This is a genomic window from Pseudoalteromonas aquimarina (genome assembly GCF_049257255.1).
In the GTDB taxonomy this organism is placed as follows: Bacteria; Pseudomonadota; Gammaproteobacteria; order Enterobacterales; family Alteromonadaceae; genus Pseudoalteromonas.
Genome location: NZ_JBMMUG010000004.1, coordinates 224,418 through 246,477, shown reverse-complemented (window position 1 = coordinate 246,477; position 22,060 = coordinate 224,418). Strand labels below are relative to the sequence as shown.

Genomic DNA, 22,060 nt, shown 5'->3' with positions numbered 1-22,060 from the left:
ATAAATGCATAAAATACAACCTGCACATCAAAACTACATCGCAGGTGATGATGCTTTGTATTGGGGAATGAGGAAGTTATGTTAGAAACCATATCGAATAATGTACGCGCGTTAGGTGAGGTACTCGGCCAAACAATTGCGGAGGACAAAGGCGATGGCTGGGTTGATAAAATTGAAGAAGTTCGCCTTTTAGGTAAGCGCATTGTGGCAGGTGAAAACCATGCGGTTGAAGACCTACAAACAATTTTTGCAAATAGTAGCGAGCAAGATTTATTAATTCATGCCCGCGCATTTAGCCAGTTTTTAAACCTTGCTAATGTGGCAGAGCAACAACACACCACCAGTGAGCAAGGCTTAGCTGAGCTAGATTTGCCGCATCCGCTTGATTCACTATCAGAAAAATTAACCGGTATTGATGCAAACGCGTTTAAACAAGCGCTTAAAAAACTACATATCGAGTTGGTGCTAACTGCGCACCCAACCGAAGTTAACCGCCGCACCTTTATTCATAAATACAACGAAGTGGCCGATGAACTCAGTAAAGGTGAAGTGCCACTGAGCGAACGCGTACAAGAAATCATTGAACAAGCATGGCATACCAATGAAATTAGGCAGCAGCGCCCCACTCCACTTGATGAATCGCGTTGGGGCTTACACGCCATTACCGATAGTTTATGGCATGCGGTACCTAAGTTTGTTCGCGAATTAGATGAACTTTCACAAAACTTGATTGGCGAGCCGTTAGCCGAAGATATTGTGCCTATTACCATGGCCAGCTGGATGGCAGGCGACAGAGACGGCAACCCCTTTGTTACCGCCAAACTCAGTAAACAAGCCATTTTACAAGCACGATTAATTGCTGCAGAGCTCTACTTAACTGATTTTGAATCACTTTATTTAGAATTATCGATGCACAAAGCAACCGATGACTTAATTGAAGCGGATATTAATAATATTGGCCCGTATCGCGCGGTGATCACCAAGTTAATTAGCGAACTTAAAGAATCAATCGCATTGTTACGTGATGGCAAAACAAAAGGTGCAATTTCATCTTCTGAAGATTTACTTACGCCATTAAAAGCATGCCGCAACAGCTTATTGGCAGTAGGTCTTACTCGCGTTGCAAATTCACAAGTGCTCGACTTAATTCGTAAGGTGCAATGTTTCGGTATTTCACTGGTAAAACTGGATATTCGTCAGCACAGTGAACGCCACGATGAAGCCATTGGCGAGATTGTAAGCGCGCTCGATTTAGGCGATTACGCCACTTGGGATGAAGCACGCCGTGTTGAGTTTTTACTTGGCGAAATAAATAATCCGCGCCCATTATTACCGAATGTCACTTGGAGTGAAAACACCCAAGAAGTGCTCGATACCTTTGCAATGGTGGCTAAGCAACCGCGCGAAGTGCTAGGTATTTATATCATTTCAATGGCGAGCAAAGTGAGCGATGTGCTGGCGGTAAACCTCTTAATGAAAGCCACAGGGTTTGGCTGGGATATGCCTATTGCACCGCTCTTTGAAACACTGGATGATTTAAATAACGCGCCAAAAGTAATGGGCGACTTGCTGAACATAGAGCAATATTTAACGCGTTGTAAAAACCAGCAATATGTGATGATTGGCTACAGTGATTCGGCAAAAGATGCGGGCGTGTTAGCGGCCACATGGGCACAATACCAAGCGCAAGAGGCGCTAGTGCAGGTATTTAAACAATTTGAGGTAGAACTTAAATTGTTCCACGGCCGTGGCGGTACCATTGGTCGTGGGGGCGGCCCTGCACATGATGCAATTGCATCGCAACCACCGGGTACACTTGATGGCGGCTTACGTGTCACCGAACAAGGTGAAACCATTCGCTACAAGTTTGGTTTGCCAAACCTTGCAGTGCGCAGTTTACACTTGTATGCCAGTGCGATTTTAGAAAGCTTAATTCACCCACAACCTGTGCCACCAGCGTCATGGCGAGAGCTTATGAACAACATGGCATCGCTGAGCTGTGAAATTTACCGCGGTTATATTCGTAAAGAACCTAATTTTGTGCGCTATTTCCGCCAAGCCACACCTGAGCAAGAGCTATCATCGTTGCCACTGGGCTCGCGCCCAAGTAAACGCCGCTCGGATGGTGGTATTGAATCGCTGCGTGCTATTCCATGGATATTTGCGTGGAGCCAAAACCGTTTAGTCTTGCCTAGTTGGTTGGGTCTAGGCCAGGCAATTAAAGCGTTTTATCAAGAAAATGCCGCGCTGATGAACGAAATGCTAGAAAACTGGCCGTATTTTAAAGCCCGTATTTCATTGACTGAAATGGTGTATTTAAAGTCCGATCCAGAGCTATCCGCACTGTATGACGCAGCCCTTGTTGAACCTGAGCTACAAGGCTTAGGTGAACATCTGCGCAGCCAATTACAGCAAGACGAACAAGCAGTACTGACTTTGCTTAACCAAGCTCACACACTTGAGAGTGACCCTTGGAACTTAAGCTCATTTAGGTTACGTCAGCCTTATTTAGTACCTCTGCACTTGTTACAGATTGAGGCGTTAAAACGCTTACGCAATAAACCTGAGCACCCTGAAAGCGAGCAAGTGCTTATGGTCACCATGGCTGGTATTGCGACCGGTATGCGAAACACAGGGTGATTTAAACTCTTACAATTTAAATAAAAAAGGCGAGGTTACCCTCGCCTTTTTGTTTCTTCTCACGTTCAGTCCATTTGAAATGGGTAAATTGAGCCAAGCTTTAAAATTTGGCTTAATTCATCAAGGGCTGTTTGGCTTTCTACAAGTAAACTTGGGTCAGCTAAATCGTCTTCTGCAATCGCATCTCGATAATGCTTTTCAACCCATGCTGTTAGGGTATGGTATTTCGCTTCATTCATTAAGCATTCAGGGGCAACGGCGCTTAATTCCAACTCATTTAGTGGCACGCGAAGACGCAAGCACGCAGGTCCACCACCGTTTTTCATACTTTGTTGCAGGTCAAAATAAATCACCTGAGATATAGGGTTACTCGCCTCGCAAAGGGTCTCAAGATAAGTCGCCACTTTATCGTTAGTTTGGCATTCGGTGGGGGCCACAATGGCCATAGTGCCGTTTGGTAATGTAATTAACTGACTGTTAAAAATGTAGCTTGAAACTGCATCTTCAACACTCACATAGTCGTTACTTACTTCAATTAAGTGTAGTGGTTTATCACCTTTGTATTTTGTGTGAATAGACTCAACCGCACGTGCGGATTGATAAAACGCCATTTCATGGTAAAGCAGCACATTTTCGTTACCAATTGCGATTACATCATTATGAAATACACCTCGATCGATCACATTGGGATTTTGTTGCACAAATAAGCAATCGGCGTCGCTTAATCCATGTGCGCGAGCAACGGCTTCACTGGCAGCTAAGGTTTGTCTGGCAGGGTAAATCTTTGGTTTGATATCTGATAATGCATCTTCACCATAAACAAAGAGCGATAGCCCTTTTTCGCTATGCGAATTGGATAAGCGAGTGTGATTTGCCGCCCCTTCATCGCCCAATAATGGATGATGTGGTAGTGGCGAATGATGAGTAAAATACTGCGTATTATTAAAAATGGCTTTAAAGGTACGGCTTGTTTGCTCAGCTTCTATGGCGCGGTGTAGTTTGTTACTTAAATTGGCGGGTGTGAAGTGCACTTTGCCATCGTCACAATCCAAACTGTTCGATACTGTTGCCGCATTTGCCGACCACATTGAAGACGCCGAATAACAGGCTTTTAAAAACTGCGGCGCGTGTTTGGCTGCTTTTGTAATTACGTCTTTATCGCTACCTGAAAAACCCAACTTCCTTAATGTGTAAGTATCTGGACGAACCTGCGGCGGTAAAATACCCTGCTTTAAGCCAAGCTTTGTCATCGCCAGCATTTTTTCAAGGCCTTGTAGCGCAGCTTTTTTCGGATTTGCGATTTGCTTTGCGTTATTTTTAGATGCGACGTTACCAAACGATAAGCCGCTGTAGTTATGGGTTGGGCCAACCAACCCATCAAAATTCACTTCGTACACTGTCATCTTTGCATCCTTTTAGTGCAACGTTGCACTTTTATTAGGCGTTTTTCGTGTTTAAAACCGAAAAAGCGTGAATACAAAGTTAAATTGCTAAATGCATGCCAGGTAATACAATTTAATTTGCACTGTGTTAGTTATCTTGATTACCAACATTTGGCGTTTTTAAAATACCCAGTTGGGGTTTTAAGAAATAACACGCAAAGTAAAGCACTAAGGCAATGGCCACATAACCAAACGGGTTCGTCACATATGGCGCATAATACTGTGCGACACGCTCTGCGTAGGTACTTAACGGCATATCGCTAAATTTACCCGATAGCCAATAATAGCTTGCATTTGAGGTTAAAAATGCAATGGAACTTGCAAGCCATAAGTTAAAAAGTGCCACGATTGTTTTTACTGCAACAGCAAGTTTCGTTTCATCAAGTTTTAGCTGCAAGCTCTTATGACCTGCCCACCAAAGTACATAATAACCAACAAATAAGAACGGATAAGAGGTTGTTAAACAATCCTCAAGATCTCCTCTAAAATAGCTGCTGGTTAAATCAATCGACACACTTAACACCACAAATACAGCAAATGTGCGATGCTTAGATGCTAGTAAACCTAAGATAAAGAAAATTGCAGTGCTAGCACTGGGTAAATGGAGCGCAGAAGCAAAGTGATGAGGGCGAGTGGCTATCATCAAAAGCGCTAATAGTGTGAAAATCAGCGATGAAAACTGCTTTACGTTAATTGGGGTAAATAAATTTGAACGATCTGTCATTAATGTCTATCCGCATGCTAAAACCAATACGATAGGAAATGACAATATGCAAGGCACAATCCTTTGGCTTTAATAGCAAGAAATAACAATACCAAGTTCAGATAATTAGATGATCAATTACGGTGACCACAGATTAATGTAATTGGTATAAAGCGATTGTGTTCTCGTTGCTCACCGCCCACCGCAGTATCGAGTGAACTAGGCCGGTCTCCGGACTCCTGATCATCGCACTGACAGCACCTTCCCATCAAAACTGACAGTGGTGGGTGTCGCTCACAGTTACCGTTGCGGGGGCAGTTCCAGATTTAAACTGGATTCCCGTTTAAACATTGTTTTAAATAAAACATTAGTCACCTAATTACAATGCAAATATATGTCAGCTAATACTTTCAAATCAAGCTAAGACATTATTCTTATTAATACTTTTAGTTTGAATATATAACCAAATTGAATGCACTGCTAAAAATTAAAAACTAAGGTATGCTACACAAAAAGTTAATCTTTAATGATCGATGTCAAAAGTAAAAGCCAAAGTACTTCGTTTCAACCAGATCTCTGTTGAAGCTGTTTTTGAAAAAGAAAGTGAGTTAATTAGTCAACTGCAAAACGGCAATTTAGACCAAGCCCTGTTACTTTGGCAAAGCGATAAGCCGACGTTGGTTTTACCCTCTGGTAATAAATGGCAACAAAGCGAAACGCTTGAAACTAAGCTAAAGAAAACTGGTTGGCAGCTTTATGCCCGTAAAACTGGCGGTGCGCCAGTACCACAATGTGAAGGGGTGATTAATATATCTTACATGTATGTATTGCCAGAGCAAACTCCCTACTCTATTCCAAATGCCTACAAAGACTATTGTGCTATTTTATCTTCGTTTTTTTCGCAGTTTAATATCAATGTTGAAACTCACGCCACCCCCGGCAGTTATTGCGATGGCGATTACAATCTTAATATTGAAGGTAAAAAAGTCGTTGGCACCGCACAGCGTGTACTGCTTAAAAAAGGCGGTGGCAAAATTGTACTGGCGCAAGCCTGCATTTTAGTAAATGCAAATATGCCAACATTAGTTGCACCTGTTAACCTTTGTTATGAACATCATCAACAGCTAGAGCATGTCATTGCTGATGTGCACACCTGTTTGTTTGAACATACCACCGATAAACCAGATACTGAGGCGCTTTACCAACGCCTATTTACTAGTTTTATAAATCATCAAAAAACATAAATCGGATTGATCGTAAAACCCTTTTTTTAGTGTTCAGCGGTGATACACTTGGGGCTTCTTTAGTCGTAAATTACCTTTGGAGTGCTCCCTTGAAATTCGCTCTTCTTCCATGTGCTGCATTATTTGCAAGCCATACCTTTGCATCTGTAAGCCCAGCAACTGATAAGTTGGCAGACTATGCCGTAACACACTATCAAAACACGCAAATTCATACTTTGGGCAATATGGTGTCATTCCCAACCGTTAATAAAAAAGACATTGATACACTGCAAAATCCGGACTTTATTGGTTTTAAATCGCTATTAAAAATGAAAGCGGCAGAGCTTGGTTTTGATTACCAAGATTTTGGGCACACCGTATTAATCGGTATGGGTGAACAACAAGAGAAAGTAACCATAGTAACCCATGGCGATGTGCAACCAGCAGACCCAACAAAATGGCAGCAAAGCCCGTTTTTACTTGATAAAACCTCTGAACCTGGCAAATTAATTGGTCGAGGCACAGAAGATGATAAAGGCGCAATTGCGACTGCGCTTTATGCTATGAAAACGCTTAAAGATAACAATGTTAAGCTTAACAATCGCATCGAGCTTATGGTGTACCTAGCTGAAGAATCAGATTGGGAGCCACTAAAGCGCTTTATGAAAAGCTATCATCAACCAAAATATGCAGTAACTATTGATGCGTCTTACCCTGTGGTTGTAGCCGAAAAAGGCTGGAGCTTAATTGCGCCAACATTTTCAGGTTCATCACCACAAACAGGTGTTTATGTTAGCGAGTTAAATGGCGGTGCATTTGTTAGTCAAATCCCAGAAGATGCCAGTGTAGTGCTTCATAATGCTGATGAAAAAACACTTACAAAGCTTAAACAAAACATCGATTCACTTAAAGATGTTCACGTTACACTTACACCACAAGGCGATACATTTTTAATAAATGTAAAAGGCGAATCGGCACACTCATCAGAGCCTGAAGCAGGTCACAATGCCATTGCTCATTTAGCTGAAATATTTAAAGGTATTGATTTAGAAAATAACAGTGATGGCCAAGCAATTGAGTTTATTAATCAACTCATTGGCCTTGATTTATACGGCGCACAATTTGGTGATATTGCCTACCGTCACGATTTTATGGGACCAATGACTGTCGCGCCAACACTATTAAAGCGCAGCGACAACGGTATTAAATTATCCGTTAATTTACGCCGCCCAGTTGGCAAAACAGAGGTGCTATTAAAATCTCAAATTGATACTGCCCTAAACAATTGGCAAGCTAATAACAATGTGACATTAAATAACGTGGAAATTCATATTGGCACGCCGATGCTGCTTGATGATGCACCGCATGCTGAAGCGCTTTTAAACATCTTTAAACATTTCACTGGTGATAAAGATGCAAGCTTTGTTTCAATTGGTGGTGGTACCAATGCTAAGTTATTTGATAACGCTGTGTCGTTTGGCCCGTCGATGCCTGGTAAAAAATACACAGGTCACTCCGAGCACGAGTATTTAACGCCTGAGCAAATGGCGCTTAACCTAAAAATGTATACCGCCATGATGGTAAAACTTGGCAATATGTAAACATCAATATCCATAAAAAAAGCGCAGATTTTACTGCGCTTTTTATTGTTTTAAATAAGGTTAAAAAATATTCGCATCCATTGCATCAGCAATATAATCAATGGCTTTTTGAGCACGAACACTGTTGCCTGCTTGATCTAAACGCGGTGAGAATACTGCAATAGAGAAGCGCTCTGGCGCAACCGCAATAATGCCGCCGCCGACACCACTTTTCGCAGGTAAGCCAACTTTAAATGCCCAATCACCGCTGGTTTCATATAAACCGGCAGTGGTCATTACCGCAAGCAAACGCTCTACGTTTTCTTCACTCATTAGCTTTTTCTTAGTAATTGGGTGCACACCACGGTTTGCAAATGGCGATGCCATAACAGCTAAATCTGACACAGTTACACCAATTGAGCATTGGCGAGTGTAAATATCCAGGTTATCTTTCACATCACCATAAAAACGATCATATGACTTCAATAATTCAGCGATAGCTAAGTTATGGCCGTTTGTTTCAGACTCAGATTGATAAATGCTTTTTAATACAGGTAGTTCTGTATTTGCAAATTCATTATACCAGTGAGATAGGTTTTGCCATTTATTCTCTTTATCACCCTCAAGCAAACTTACCGTCGCCATTGCGCCAGCATTTACTAATGGGTTAACACTGCGCGCTTTATTTAGCTCAATTGCAGCAACTGAGTTAAAAGGTAAACCCGTTGCATTTACACCAATTTTTGAAGCTACCTGATCAGCACCTTTAGCTTCAAGTGCAAGTGCTAACGTAAACACCTTTGAAATTGATTGAATTGAAAAACGTGAATCCACATCGCCATAGGTGTACATTTTACCGTCATTTGTAACCAGTGCGATACCAAATAGCTCCGAATCCACTTTAGCCAGTGCCGGAATATAATCGGCGTTAGCACCTGCTTTTTCATCTTTATACATACTATGCGCTTTTGCTAAAAGCGCCTCGATTTCACTAACTTTTGCAACCTTTGCGACACCACTTAATGGCACTAAAAGGATGAGTGTAAGTAACCATTTTTTCATCATAATTGTTCCTTAATATTTGAATCCAAACGACGTTTGTAGTCTGAAGTTATCTGCTTTTGTACCGAATTTATCTTCTACTTCACCATACTGAAGCTCTATGCCTAACTTCGACATTTCGGTTGGTGACCAAATTAAGTTTGCGGTGGAATAAATACTTTGTTTAAACGAGCGATTAAACTGAGTAGATAGGTTATCAAGTGTCATCACACTTAAACCCACACTACTGCTCATATCATCTTGCCATTGATGGTCGAGGTAAACAAAACCGCCTGTTGCTGTGATTGCTTCAAGGTTGCCTTTGGCATTTATACCTGCATCAGAACCACCTGTTTGTGCCGAATACACACTGCAGCAAGGGTCATTGATATAACGGCTAATACCATCACCATGCACCACTTGATATTTAATGCTGCTTTGCGTACTTACATTAAAAGCGCCCGATAAATTAACACCCCAACCTAACGTTTCATCACTTTGCCAAGGCGTTTCATAGCCTAGCTTGCGTAAAATAAACGAACTTTTAAAATGACCAAACTCACCTTGTTTTAAATAATAAGCTGTTATGTCTGGTAGCTCGTTTACTTCATCATAAAGGTACACTCGCTCGTCTGTGCTACTAGGGTATGCAAAATCAGAATCTGAGCGCTCTAGCGATACCGCAAATTTGCTTTGCTTGTCTAAATTAAAGGTATAACGAACTTGAGGTTGACGTGTGAAGACCATTGAGTTTGGTCCCCAGTAATCGAGAATATTAGGGAAAGAATCAATATCCATAAATCCGGTGAAGGTCTGACCCGCACCAAAGTTACCGAGTTCACCCCATAGATGGGTTAAATGGAATCCTGCGTTGCCATCGCTTTGAAACATATCAAATTCAAAGCGCGTTTTCATTTCGCCATATTTAGTTGGTGTAAAACTTTTTAAATAGAGTTTCGACTGTCCAGCACTTAACAAAGTGTTGTCGTCGACAGTGTCTTTTTCAAAAGCAATAGACGAGGTTTGGAAACCTGCGCGATTGGTCATTTCGCCACTATTATAAATAGCATCTAACCAAATATGACCGCCAATTTGTAAGCGCGTATCGGTACCGCTTAAACGAATACTGCGCTCAGGTGCTTTGTATTGGTGGCTTGGCCTTTGCTTAAACACAGCCAACTCGTTATTTTTTTCAATATCTTGCTGATATGAAAGAGTATTCGCTTCTGTTTTTTTGCCAGTATTTAGCTGCGTTTCTAACTTTTCAATGTGCTTATCTTTTTGCTGTAATGCGTTTTCTAATTTAGATAAACGTGCTTCTAATTCTAAAAGGCGTTTTTCTAAATCACTATCATTGGCATAAGTAAAGCTGGATGAAATTAATAGACTTAATGCGCTTAAGCGCAACAAGGGTGAAATTGGGGATCGTTTTATTTGTGTTGTAGACATGTCATTTCCTTACTAAATCTACTGTGCAAAGCGACTAATACTTCTTCCAACAAGCATCGCTCAACTATTGACCATAGTTCCATAAAAAATCGCATCCGACAACACCAACCAGCGGAAATTTAAGAAATATTTTCTTAAAAAACGTTAGCTTGGCAACTTAGTGTCATAACTAGCTGGTCATCAAATGCGTTTCAAGCAGACTATATCCCATAATCAAGTCGACTTTTATGACATACGTCATACTTAAATGCGATCTATTCAAGCTAAAAAGGGACTAGGATTGCTTATAGCAAATTAATCAAAAGCAATAATTTTTAGTTATTTATAACAAAAGTATGACGTTTACTAGCACATTGAAAATAAATAGAAAATAGCACTTTTAAACAGAGTTACACACCTTTTCTGGGGATAACCTTCTAGTACAAAGAGGTGAATGTATTAGTTTTGATTCTGCCTTTTATTAACCCCTTCATAGCGAAGGGATCAGTTAGATTAATACTTATGCGTTTGCGCTTAATTAACCCAGTTCAAAGGTCGTAATGCCAAAAATTTTATTACTATTCGTTTTCGGTAACCCTTTTTGATACATACGTGAAGTCGCAAACACCACTTCCATTTTTTCAGTTTCTGCCAAACGCACTGCATCTGGGTTATTCTCAGGCACATCTAAGATGATGATTTCACCTTGAATATCCTGTTGCAAAGCATGAAAGATATCAGCCGCGATTGCTGGTGAGTCTGCAAATAATGGCCCTACTTTATAACCCTCTTGGCATTTTCGCCTCACTGCGTAACCTTTAACTACTCCATCTTCTAATAAACACACCGCCCTGCCATGTTGCTGCATCAGCCATGCAGATAAAAACGCCTTGCGCGGTGCACTGAAACATTGCAGATCATAGTTTAGAATAGCGGAAATATGTGCATCCGTTACTTCCGACATAGCTGAATTTATTTGCGTTGAGCTGGCTATTTTTTGAAAGCGTTTATTTTGATAATACGGCATATAACCAATGCGTTTATAGATCTCAACATTTTCTAATACCCCATCAATCCCTACGTTTCGCTCACCGCAATAGTTAAGTCTGTGCTTAGTGAGCTCAAGCCCATACCCTTTACCACGATGTGCTGGAGCAACGATATATAATCCACAAAATGCATAATGTTCATCGTACCTAACAGCACTTCCCACCGCGACAACTTCACCATCTACTTCACCAACAAAAAAACCGGTTGGATCCGCCAGATAAAATAGCGCAGCATCATTAATGCCTGGATTCCATCCTTCTTGCGCTGCCCAATGAATAGCTATGCTCAATTCTTCTGGCAACATGCTTCGAATTTTAAGTTGTGACATATTAGGTTCTTTAAAAATAGTATTTAGCTGAGAAAGTTAGCCTAACCTGCATGCGCTAAGGTGTAAATTTAGTTTTTAAAAACAGCGCCTAATGACTCCAAAAAAACAAATTTGTTGAAATCCCCTTTAGAGAAAAACAATTTTACCGATAACAGAAGTGCTTAAATATTTCCAAGGACGAACATGAGCATTGCAAACATCGGCAAAATTCCCTTTGCTATTCAAACACCCCCAAAACTGCAGCAAACACCATCGTCACAAAGTGAGGATGCACAAGCTAACAATAGTAATGACTCCATTACTATTTCAGCTGAAAGCTGGCAAAAGCTCAAAGAAAGTGAAGACGCCAAAGAACAAAAGCGTAGAGCATTGCCAAAGCACATCCAAGACATGATTAAAGCGATTGAGCGCATTATCGAACAGATTGAAATAGCAGAAGAAATGTTAGCAAACGCGAAGAATGCGGATTATTCCGACGAGAAAGCCAAACAAGCTGCGATTGATAGCCAGCAGAGCTTTTTAAACTCGCTAGAAATCGCACGTTTTGATGCTATTCAATCACTGCAAGAAGCTATGAAAGAAGCTGGTATTGAAGACATGAGTATTATTACGGATCTAATGCGCTAAATAATCAAAAATTTAGTCACATTAAACTGCCGATACAATTAGCATTTTAAAAGCACACAGTAGAGTAACGTATTTTACGCTATGTGCTTTTATGTGCCAGTGTATGTGCGTTATTTTCCCAATTTTGACCATCAAATTCGACAATCTTGATATTCTTTGGCACCGTATCTAAACAGTTAACATTGATATCAATACCATCGGGGTTTGAACGTGGCGTATAAAAAGGCTTAATGCCACACACTTTACAAAACGTGTGCTTTGCTATGCCCGTATTAAAGGTATATTCACTGAGAAATTCTTTACCTTGCATTAGCTGAAAATTACGAAGCGGCACGATTAGGTGAAGAAAGCCTGCCTTTTTGCAAATAGAGCAGTTACAACTTTCCACCTCAATAGTCTGAGGCGCATCTACTTCAAACTTTATAACACCACAGTGACAACTACCTTGATATTTTACTAAATTTTCCACGCAAAAAGTGCCCTGTATAAATTCATTATTAAATGTAATTTTGCATTATTACCCAAAACAAAATATAAACAATGAATTTTAATGACCTATTTCCCTTCCTTCTGACAGCTGTTAGCAGTCTTTACTTTATTGCCACATCAAACTGCGAATACAGTTTACGTATTTAGAGTGACGTGAAGGTCTAAGTGGGCAACTTGCTAATAAGTTACTAAGTTCATGCTCGTTTTCAGCATTGGTTTTAAGCTCTAACAACACATAATCACCAAGTGGAATGCCTTTGCTTAAATTAGCTTTTTGACGGTAACGCTGATCAAAGGATTCTATTTTTGTATCAAAGGTAGCGCGAATTTTTTCATCGCTGGAAATATAATATTCGCGATTATATCGACAAATAATAATCGGGCTATGCTCTGTTGCCCACAAACACTGAGCATCAACGGGTAGATTATCATAGGCTGATTTAAGTGCATGCTGCCAAGCAAATTGCGGCTCAGTAAAATCAAGTTTTGTGTCATAGATCACTTTAAAACCTTTACCCGCTTGACGATGTTTAAATTCAAGCTTTGCTTTTTCGCCATTGGTTAAATCTCCATACCAACGAATGCGTACTTTTTTACGTGTACTAATGCCGCTTAAATTTTCTTCGTAACGAGCTAGCATTGGCGTATCTAAGTACAAGCTATTTATATCTCTTGGCGCATAGTGCTGTTTAAATAGCATGTTGTGTGCCTGTAGCCAAATTTGAACTTCTTGTAATCGGTTAAGTGGCACAGGCACTTTTACTTCAAACCGATATTCTCTTGGTTGTGTATTCATTTTGGTTTGTCCGATTTCATTACTGTGTTGTAGAGATCTTTCACATCTAGTGCTTCGCTTTGAATAGCTAGGCCATTGACCAATAGCTGACTGCCAAGCTCAGCGGTTTGTTTAATATTGCATTCGCTATCAGTGCATAGATAATCAGTAACGCGCATTACTGCTGGGCCAAAGATGCGTTTTTTCGAATAACTCATTAACGCTTTATGTTGGATATTTGATGCGCGCACATGATGCGCTTCTATTAATGAATTATCTTTCGCTACAAGGCCAAAATTCACATCATTAAAATGAGTATCACTGACCATCAACTGGCTATGCTCACCAGCTGAAATTGCTTTATCGCGAACATTATTGAACTTGGCATGTTTTACTGTGAGGGTTGATCCACTTACATCAATACCATCACCACCTGAACGAAATCCAATATTGGTAAATTGACTGGTATCGAGAACGCCTGTACAAAAATCACAATCAAACGCATCCGAAAGTGCATTTTTAATGGTTAAATCATAAATATTTACATCTGCGTTTATGATGTTCAGGCCATCTTCTGATTGATTATCTGTAATTTGCACAGTGCGCATATTGACATTGCCTTTCACAAAATAAATCGCCCCACGCGGTTGCCATAAACCCAATTTCGGGCTGCTTGCATAGCTAATGTAAAGGTGATCTACTTGATGGGCCGTGTTTTGGTCTTTCGCAAACACACTCAGGCCTGACCATTTAGAGGTATTTTCTTGTCTTGTCATAACCACAGGCGCATTTGGCGTACCTTGACTAAATAAAGTGCCAAACACCATCAGTCCCGCATTTCGCGCAAATTTAAGTGTGGTGCCTTGTGGAATAACCACTTCGGTATTGGTTGGAGTAACTAAATAATCATTTATTTCCCACTCACCCGCTTTAAACTCCCATTTATTCTGAGATTGCGTAATAAAGTGAGCATACTTAGCACTATCAAACGGATTCATTCCGCCACGAGGAATAAAAGCAAGCGGCGCTGTGTCTTTTTGGAAAAAGAAAGTTTCATTACTTTTACCTTTTAGAGCCACCCTTGCTGAAATAGCATTTAAGCGAGATGGTAGCGTTAATGCGAGTGTCTCTCCCGGGGCAATTCTAACCGGTAATTCATCGTTAATTTGCTCAAGTGGTGAGATTTCTTGGCGCTTAGTGATGCCTTCGATACTGTTAATAATAAGTGGCTGCTCTTCAGTATTGGTTACCTGCCAAACAAGCTTGCCATCTTGCTCATTTAAACGGCTGTATAAATCCCAATTGGCTTTGGCTTTATAGTTATCCATTTGTTTATGAAGCTCACTACTGACATCATCTATTTGGCTACACTCAGCGCTTTGATAATCATTTTGCCAACAAGCCGCTTGCTGCTTCATCACATGATAATTAAAAGGCGTTATAAGCGGGCTATCAAGATGCAAAGATTTAATAAATGTTTTGTCATAGCTTTCAAGCTCTGGGATTAATTTGGAGTCTAGCGAACTTAAAAGCATCTCTTTTGCCGCTAAATAGTGCGCATTAACCACATCATCGACAAGCATTGCTTTACTTAATGCAAAACGGTGGCTTGGTGGTTTCATTAACCAAATGTGCTTAGCTGGGGTTACTGCCACATCACTTTGAATAGGTTCGAGCTTGGCAATATGCGGGTTGTAATACCAACGCCAATTGTTCCAGGTTAGTGCATGCCACGCGCCCCACAAATCAACCATAGCAAGGTATTGACCTAAACGCGCAGCATCAAATACATCGCTCGCGGGACGTTTGCCTGTTAAAAAGTCATCAAGTAATGCAAGTGCAATTTGACGCTGATTAGCAAGAGCCTGATTAGCTAAAATGGTTTTTTGTTGCAACACTCGCGGTTTTAAAGTGCGAGTGACTTGCCCTTGACTATTGGTTGTCTCTGATAACAAATCAAGGCGAGTGATTAGACCTTCCGTGCGATTATTCACGGCTAGTAGGTCTTGGCTAAAGGCTTGTTCAAACAACATTACGCCCCAATCAGCGCCATTTACCACTAACTTAACCGGGATATTTTGCGGCGAGATAATATCAAAGCCACTCACGTCTAAGCTTTTGGCAAACAGGTTTGGTCCCTGATTTACCCGAACACTGGGTGCAACAAGGGCAAATTTGCGCGAACCAAACATCGCTTGTTTTTTCTTTAACTCAACTTTAAGTGACCAGCGATCCGCTTTATTTACATGATCCAGCATATCGCCTTGTAACCTTACTTTTGCTTCGTACTTTTCTTTACCAAAGTAAATTACACCGCTCACTTGACTGCGATTTTCAGGAATGATGCCACGCTCAAACGCACTACGTCTGTCCTCTTCGAGCTTGAGCCAGTCTTGGTATTTAATATCAACTTTAATAAGTGGCAAATCGGTTTTTGCTGTAAGGTAGCTGTATGGCAAGGAGATTAAACTCGATGCCAACTGCACTGCTTTTTCTTTGCTTGAAAGGTGTGTTGCGACAAACCCTTTATCAACTAAAAAACGTTTTACTGCACCAGTTGATGGCAACAACAAAATGGCTAACAGTATCAGGCTGAATACCAATTTAAGTTGCTCACCACGGTTTGATTGCTGTTTTGCTGTGTCTAAACGCATAACTAGACTCCTGCAATATTGTGTTGCTCGAGAAGCGAAATATTGATGCCATTAAACGCATTTGAAAGGGCATTCATGCAAGCATCGATTTGCTTTTCATCGCTCACTGAGATAAAGAAACTGGCATCAAAACGGGTATCTGCAATGTCAATACGGCGCAGTTCAATACGGTCAGCATGGCTTGCAAGTAACGATTTGAGCTCTGATACCAATTGAGTGTCTTGATAACCTGTATCTGATACATGATTAAGTGATAGAAAAAGGCCATTTTCTTGCTTTGTTTGGCTGTCACGTTTTTTTACCCAGGCAATAAGTAATAGGGTGACAAAGCACGACACCACGGCCGCTAACGTTTGACCCGCCCCAAGCGCTACCGCGATACCGATATTTAAAAACAGATACAGCAGCTCTTCAGGCTCTTTAATCGGCGTTCTAAAACGGACAATAGACAGCGCGCCAACTAAACCAAGCGCGAGCGCCAGTGAAGCCTTAACCACAGTGATAATTAAAATGACACTTAGCATTAACAGTGGAAATAAACGCGAAAAGTCTTGGCGATTACAAAAGGCACTGGCGTATTTGCGAAAGTGCGCGCCTATAATGCTCGCCATCACAAAACCAATAACAAGGTTGAGTACCAGTGACGCAAGCTGCACGCTTGCGTAAGGAAAAAACATATTGCGAATGTCTTTAGGCAGAAACGCAATTAACATTGGGTCGACTGATTCCATAACGGCTCCTAATAGATTGCTAACGTAATTAAGGGCGGTGAAGCTATTGTGTTTAATGTTCAACAACGCAACACGCTTAACAACATCTAGGCAATTACCAATCCAAATCAGTCCATACCGCTACATGCAACATCTGAAACTTTAAATAAAAAACATAAAAATCAACGCCTTGAACTTTTCACCAATGCTTTTCGGTAATACTTTTACAATAACCAATCGATATTAACTCGCAGATAATGCTTCGCATTTTGCAAATATTCAGAACTCGATTTGCAATTTATTTAACTTCTCAATAGCAAATTTACTTAAAGAACTAACCTGCCTAACACCAATAAAGCATCCACACATAATTAACAAGCCATTATTTATCAACAACTTAAATAAAAGCACTTTTCTATTGATCAGGTGTATCGTCGATACTTTACATATCACTGGTTTTAAATTTGCACATTATTTATCAAGTCATAAAGGATGGAGCAAAGTCATGGCGTTAAAAGTCTATAAAGCCGCAAATATCAAAAATGCGCTGTTAGTGACGGCACTGGTTTTTGTTGCCTCTTGTAAATATGAAGCGGTCAGTGAGGTACCCGCAACATCTTCTAGTGCTACTTCAAATCAAGTTGGCGCCATCGATTTTGCCTTACCTATGTGTGATGGTGAATGCACTTGTGATGAAACGCAAATTGACTTTAATGATACCGGCTCTTTGTTGGCAGGTGATTATCCCGAAGGTAATTTTCCAAACTGCAATAGTCAGTCTGGCTTTTTACAGGATTGTGATGTGGGTGCAGATATTGAGCAAACTAATTATGACGACGGACATGCAGGTTTTAGTTTCACAAAATTAGATAACAATGGTAATGCTTCGTTTGACAGTGAGTTTACGCCTGTTTGTGTGCTTGATAATGTTACTGGTTTAATTTGGGAAGTTAAAACCTTTGCCGGCTCGGGTGATTTGCAAGATGCTGCTCACACCTATAGTTATCGTGATGATAATTACCCCGCATTTTCTACATTAAATGGTGGTGAATGTGACCTTGAATGCGATAGCCAAAGTTACTTAAATCGGCTAAATCAAAAAGCAGTTTGTGGTTTTAGCGATTGGCGTCTGCCAAGTAAAATTGAGTTACAAGAACTGGTTAACTACAACACATTCACCCCTGCGATAGACACAGATTATTTCCCAAACACCAAATCCAGTTTTTACTGGTCAAACACATTGGATGTAGATGATGAAGGCAGTATTTGGGCTGTCGATTTTAATGTTGGCCGAGTCGCGGGTGGTGTCAGCTCAACCACCCGTCACATTCGTGCGGTGCGTGGTCAAAACAGAATGCTTAATCAATTTGAAAGCCCAACAGCAGAAGAGCAATTGGTAAATAACCGTCGTTTATTTGCCCCACAACAACGTTGTAATACCATCGAAGCAAACACCGCACCAAGTAACCGTTATAAGCAAGATAATAATGGCAATGTACTTGATACATTAACAGGCTTAATTTGGCAAAAATGTGTGATAGGGCTCAGTGGTGAAAACTGTGAGCAAGGCCAAGCCGAAAAGCTCGATTGGCAACAAGCCTTTGAGGCCGCAGCTAATTTAAATGACGAAACCCCGAACGCTAACCCCTGGCGATTACCCAGCATAAAAGAGCTGCAACAAAATATTGAACTGGCCTGTGAAGAGCCACCGCTTAACCCCTTTGCCTTTAAAAATATTCCGTTTGGTGAAGTGTGGAGCAGTACACCTGCGCCGCGTAACGATAACGCAAGTTACCAATACCAATATCAAAACAGCATTATTTTCTACAGTGCTCGACAGAGCAAACATCACGTGCATTTAGTGCGCAACTGTAGCACATTTTAGGAGATAAATTATGAAACTAGTCAGCACAATTGGCATGTCGCTGTGTTTATTCGCAGCAAATGTTAATGCAAAAAGTGAAATCAATTTTTATGATTATTCAATCGGTGTGAGTTACCAAAATCTCACTGCCAGTGACTATCGCGCCACTTCTGATGGGCCGCTAATAAATGGTGGCAACGCACATGCCATAGGGCTTTATTATAAAGGTGAGCCCCACCCATACCTGCAGTTTGCAACTGGTTTAGACTATATGTATATGGATGATACATCGCCATTTACGCAAACAGTTAAAAATGAATTAACTGGGCAAGTGAGTAATAAAGAGTCATCAATTACCGGGTTTGCAATGTATGCTGAAGCGGGCTTTAAATTCGCCCCAGACAGTATTGATAGATTGAGTATTGGCGTACTAGGAGGTTATCGCTATAACAATATAGAACGTTCAGTGTTTCGTTGCGATAGCTGTGAAAGCCAAGAGCTCAGTGATTTTGAAAGTTCGATGTATGCTAAAGGGTTTATTGAATACCAGTTAACTCAAGATGTACATATTCAATTAAATTATTCTACTTTTTTTGCCGACAACGGCTTTGATAATGGCTTAGGCATTCATATTAGTGTGTTTGGTTTTTAATGCAACATTACCACTTTATGCCGCTTTAGGTTATGAAAACCAGCATGTGCTATTTTGCCCAGCTACACTGGAACCAACCCCGTTACAATCTTTGATTTATGGTCTCGACGAATAAAAAAACACTTGCTGGTTGAAGGCAAGTGTTTTTACTGGTTGGGATATAATTGGTTACTTAGAAATCTATTTGTGACGCACTAGGTAGGTTGCTATCGCAGCAACTGCACCAAGAACAACAGCACTTGTCATACCAGCACCAATCAATGTGCCAAGCGTTAAACCAAGCGCGAAAACGGCTACGCCACCTTCAATAAGATGAGAAATGTCAAAATCTAATGTGTTGTTGTCTGTAGTTGTCATGGTGAAAATCCTGTCGTGTTGATGGGTGTAGTATAGGCAGGGCTCATGCGATTAAATTTGCTTTGTGTTTAACGGTTAAATTCGGTGATATTTGGTTGAATAGACGGTTAAATTGAACATTTCAAGCATTGGCGGCGAAATGAAAATGGCTTCAATGTGTCGTATAAAGCAAACTAAACATTGAAGCCATGAATATTTTACTCCGTTTTAAGTTGGCTGAGCTGCTTGTGTTTTTGCTCAACTAAATAGGTTAATTGTGCAGCTGCTTGCTCCACGGTATCAGCCAGTTCGGAAAGCTCTGCAGCAGCGTCTGAAATACCTGTCATATTGGCACTTAAGTCTTCGGTTACAGCACTTTGCTCTTCAGCAGCTGTGGCTATTTGAGTCACTTCATTTGAAATAAGCGCTAGCTCGTTCACCATTTCACCCATTTGTGATGCTGCTTTAGCACAATGCGCCATAGCATCACTTGCCTGAGCCACAGACTTTTCAATTATCGTCTCAGATGTGCCTACTTCACTTTGTAAGTTATCAATCAATTGGCTTATTTCATTGGTAGAGTCTTGTGTTTTTGAGGCAAGCGATCGCACTTCATCAGCTACAACTGCAAACCCTCGCCCCTGCTCACCTGCACGTGCAGCTTCAATAGCGGCATTGAGTGCTAATAAGTTAGTTTGTTCAGCAATAGAGCGAATAACATCTAAAATATGTGTAATATCATTACTGCGCTGGGCAACTGCACTGATTGAATCTTTGGCACTATTTACATGACTCGTCATGGTTTCTACTGAATGCGATGCAGCCACAATGCCGCGCTCACTTTCTTTTACTTTCAGGTTGGTATTATTAGTTGTGGTAGCTGCATTTTCTGATGAGCGGGCAACTTCACTTGCCGTTGCACTGAGCTCATTAATGGCTGTAACCACACTATCAATTTCCATGTGCTGCATATTAACTTTGGCTTTAATTTCTTGTGCTGCCTGAGAAGTATTGGCCGATTGATTAAATGAATCATTTGCAAGCGCTTTCAAACCGTCAATCATGGTGCGTAATTTCTGCGTAAATTGATTAAACCCTGATGCAAGTAGAATAAGCTCTTCATGCTGTGTCACAGTCAAGCTAACAGTCAGATCACCTTCGCTACTGGCTAAGTTTTCAATACGCTGTTTAATGTCAGTTATTGGTTTGACTATGGTACGTAAAATTACAATTGAGATAGCAATGGCAATAACAGATACCAATACGCCAATCAGTACCATTGTTTTACCAACACTTGCTGTGGCACTTGCTTGACTTTCGGCAAGTTCAACAGCACTTGCTAAGGCAACACTTTTCGGCAGTTCAATTATTAAACTCCATGTTGTATTTGCAACATTAATTTTGATGGGCATCGCAAACACAAGGTTATTGCCTACCTCAATATTTTCTTGGCGCTTACGAATGTTCATAATGCTATTTGCGTCACCATTTGTAAGCGATTCACTTAAAGGGCGTGCAAGTTTTTTGTAGTGGCTAGAACCCACTACTAGGCCAATGTTACTTAAAATGGTTACTTTGGCTTGCCCATTGTAAAGGCTATTCGAAATACGCTCGGTAAGCGATTGGAATTTCGGTAAGTTAATATCAGCTCCAACTATACCGATAAACTTATTGTTACTGATAATTGGTACCGTTAATGACGTCATTAATTCAGACTGCCCCGGCTCAATTTCGTATAAATAGGGCTCCATAATGCACGGTTTTTGAGTATCCTTAGCGCACAAATACCATTCACTTTCGCGAAAGCCAAATTCATTCTTTTCACTCAAATACTTTTCAGCAGCATCTTCAACTTGGTGTTGTACTAAGCTGCCGTCACTTTCACGGGTGATGTATATTTCAAGCGTGCCAACTTCTGGCACAGAGTGCGTAAAGCCATTACCAAATTCACTGTCTTTTTGGTCGTAACCATTTGCTTCAAATTGGGCATAAATCGACGATATATCAGGGTTTTGTGCAAGTGCACCTAAGGTCATTTGATATACCCCCTCACGCGATAATGGGGTTGTTTTGGCTGTATTGGCTAACCCACCAGAAAGTGTCAGCGGAATTTTATATTCAGTGTTGATGTACCCTGCAATTTCAGTCGCATAATATTGTGTTTTACTCATTAACTTATCGTTAATTTCATCTAATAAAACAGACTGAACGCGATTGCTTTGTGTTTGATTATTATTATTTAATTGTACCCAACTAATTGCGACTAACGTGATAACTAACAGCGCTAAAGTAGTTGAGATAAATGCGATTAACTTTGTTTTTATAGAAAGATGATGCATAAATCCTGCGTCTCGTTATTTTGTGCTCCTTTCAATATAGTCAAACTACAGAGAAATAACGGAATTATTGCTAATTTAACGATTTTTTTATGCAGAATTTAAAAAGTGATTTTGACTTAACCAAATAGTGTTTTAGCAAAGCGCGTTAAAACTATTTAAATCATAATTTTTAAAAACTT

At 40.5% G+C, this 22,060-nt stretch carries 17 protein-coding genes and 1 riboswitch; of the genes, 6 read left to right on the top strand and 11 right to left on the bottom strand.

The window, feature by feature from the left end; genetic code table 11:
• Positions 1–78 precede the first annotated feature (78 nt).
• The gene (ppc, locus tag AAEU29_RS11860) at positions 79–2,640 is read left to right on the top strand and encodes a phosphoenolpyruvate carboxylase (protein WP_421973541.1); all 2,562 of its coding nucleotides are present in this window, start codon (positions 79–81) and stop codon (positions 2,638–2,640) included.
• A 65-nt stretch (positions 2,641–2,705) separates the two neighbouring features.
• Here the strand turns inward: ppc and astB are convergent, their stop codons facing one another.
• Positions 2,706–4,043 carry an N-succinylarginine dihydrolase gene (gene astB, locus AAEU29_RS11855; protein WP_421973540.1) on the bottom strand — a complete coding sequence of 446 codons (1,338 nt, stop codon included), beginning with the start codon at positions 4,041–4,043 and terminating at the stop codon, positions 2,706–2,708.
• A 127-nt stretch (positions 4,044–4,170) separates the two neighbouring features.
• A complete protein-coding gene (locus AAEU29_RS11850) occupies positions 4,171–4,806 on the bottom strand; it encodes a hypothetical protein (protein WP_421973539.1) in 636 nt (211 codons plus the stop codon).
• A 184-nt stretch (positions 4,807–4,990) separates the two neighbouring features.
• Positions 4,991–5,179: riboswitch (cobalamin riboswitch) on the bottom strand.
• A 139-nt stretch (positions 5,180–5,318) separates the two neighbouring features.
• On the opposite strand from AAEU29_RS11850, the gene AAEU29_RS11845 reads away from it, so the two are divergent.
• Entirely contained in the window at positions 5,319–6,029 is a 711-nt protein-coding gene (locus AAEU29_RS11845; protein WP_421973538.1) for a lipoate--protein ligase family protein, read from the top strand.
• A gap of 89 nt (positions 6,030–6,118) precedes the next feature.
• Entirely contained in the window at positions 6,119–7,609 is a 1,491-nt protein-coding gene (locus AAEU29_RS11840; RefSeq protein WP_421973537.1) for a dipeptidase, read from the top strand.
• A 60-nt stretch (positions 7,610–7,669) separates the two neighbouring features.
• Here AAEU29_RS11840 and glsA read toward each other — a convergent pair whose 3' ends face one another.
• From glsA to AAEU29_RS11825, 3 genes are all read right to left on the bottom strand, one after another.
• Positions 7,670–8,653: a glutaminase A gene (glsA, locus tag AAEU29_RS11835; protein WP_421973536.1), complete on the bottom strand. Its 984-nt coding sequence runs from the start codon at positions 8,651–8,653 to the stop codon at positions 7,670–7,672.
• Between the two features lie 9 nt (positions 8,654–8,662).
• Positions 8,663–10,078, bottom strand: coding sequence for a DcaP family trimeric outer membrane transporter (locus AAEU29_RS11830; protein WP_421973535.1), 1,416 nt, complete (start codon positions 10,076–10,078; stop codon positions 8,663–8,665).
• 517 nt (positions 10,079–10,595) lie between these two features.
• Positions 10,596–11,435: a GNAT family N-acetyltransferase gene (locus AAEU29_RS11825; protein WP_421973534.1), complete on the bottom strand. Its 840-nt coding sequence runs from the start codon at positions 11,433–11,435 to the stop codon at positions 10,596–10,598.
• A gap of 183 nt (positions 11,436–11,618) precedes the next feature.
• On the opposite strand from AAEU29_RS11825, the gene AAEU29_RS11820 reads away from it, so the two are divergent.
• Positions 11,619–12,062 carry a hypothetical protein gene (locus tag AAEU29_RS11820; RefSeq protein WP_421973533.1) on the top strand — a complete coding sequence of 148 codons (444 nt, stop codon included), beginning with the start codon at positions 11,619–11,621 and terminating at the stop codon, positions 12,060–12,062.
• 79 nt (positions 12,063–12,141) lie between these two features.
• On the opposite strand, the gene AAEU29_RS11815 is transcribed toward AAEU29_RS11820, so the two are convergent.
• The 4 genes from AAEU29_RS11815 to AAEU29_RS11800 all read right to left on the bottom strand — a co-directional run bounded on the left by AAEU29_RS11815 (position 12,142) and on the right by AAEU29_RS11800 (position 16,711).
• Positions 12,142–12,531, bottom strand: coding sequence for a GFA family protein (locus AAEU29_RS11815; RefSeq protein WP_421973532.1), 390 nt, complete (start codon positions 12,529–12,531; stop codon positions 12,142–12,144).
• Between the two features lie 126 nt (positions 12,532–12,657).
• Positions 12,658–13,347, bottom strand: coding sequence for a polyphosphate polymerase domain-containing protein (locus AAEU29_RS11810; RefSeq protein WP_421973531.1), 690 nt, complete (start codon positions 13,345–13,347; stop codon positions 12,658–12,660).
• Entirely contained in the window at positions 13,344–15,980 is a 2,637-nt protein-coding gene (locus AAEU29_RS11805; protein ID WP_421973530.1) for a CotH family protein, read from the bottom strand. Before AAEU29_RS11805 ends, AAEU29_RS11810 begins: the two co-directional genes overlap by 4 nt.
• Positions 15,981–15,982: 2 nt before the next feature.
• Entirely contained in the window at positions 15,983–16,711 is a 729-nt protein-coding gene (locus AAEU29_RS11800; RefSeq protein WP_421973529.1) for a DUF4956 domain-containing protein, read from the bottom strand.
• Between the two features lie 484 nt (positions 16,712–17,195).
• On the opposite strand from AAEU29_RS11800, the gene AAEU29_RS11795 reads away from it, so the two are divergent.
• Together AAEU29_RS11795 and AAEU29_RS11790 are read left to right on the top strand one after the other, a co-directional pair.
• Positions 17,196–18,575, top strand: a complete 1,380-nt coding sequence (locus tag AAEU29_RS11795; RefSeq protein ID WP_421973528.1) for an Lcl C-terminal domain-containing protein — start codon at positions 17,196–17,198, stop codon at positions 18,573–18,575.
• 10 nt (positions 18,576–18,585) lie between these two features.
• Positions 18,586–19,206: a hypothetical protein gene (locus AAEU29_RS11790; protein ID WP_421973527.1), complete on the top strand. Its 621-nt coding sequence runs from the start codon at positions 18,586–18,588 to the stop codon at positions 19,204–19,206.
• 180 nt (positions 19,207–19,386) lie between these two features.
• Here the strand turns inward: AAEU29_RS11790 and AAEU29_RS11785 are convergent, their stop codons facing one another.
• Positions 19,387–19,563: a hypothetical protein gene (locus tag AAEU29_RS11785; protein WP_421973526.1), complete on the bottom strand. Its 177-nt coding sequence runs from the start codon at positions 19,561–19,563 to the stop codon at positions 19,387–19,389.
• 197 nt (positions 19,564–19,760) lie between these two features.
• On the bottom strand, positions 19,761–21,881 hold the full coding sequence (locus AAEU29_RS11780) for a methyl-accepting chemotaxis protein (protein ID WP_421973525.1): 2,121 nt from the start codon (positions 21,879–21,881) through the stop codon (positions 19,761–19,763).
• Positions 21,882–22,060: the final 179 nt, after the last annotated feature.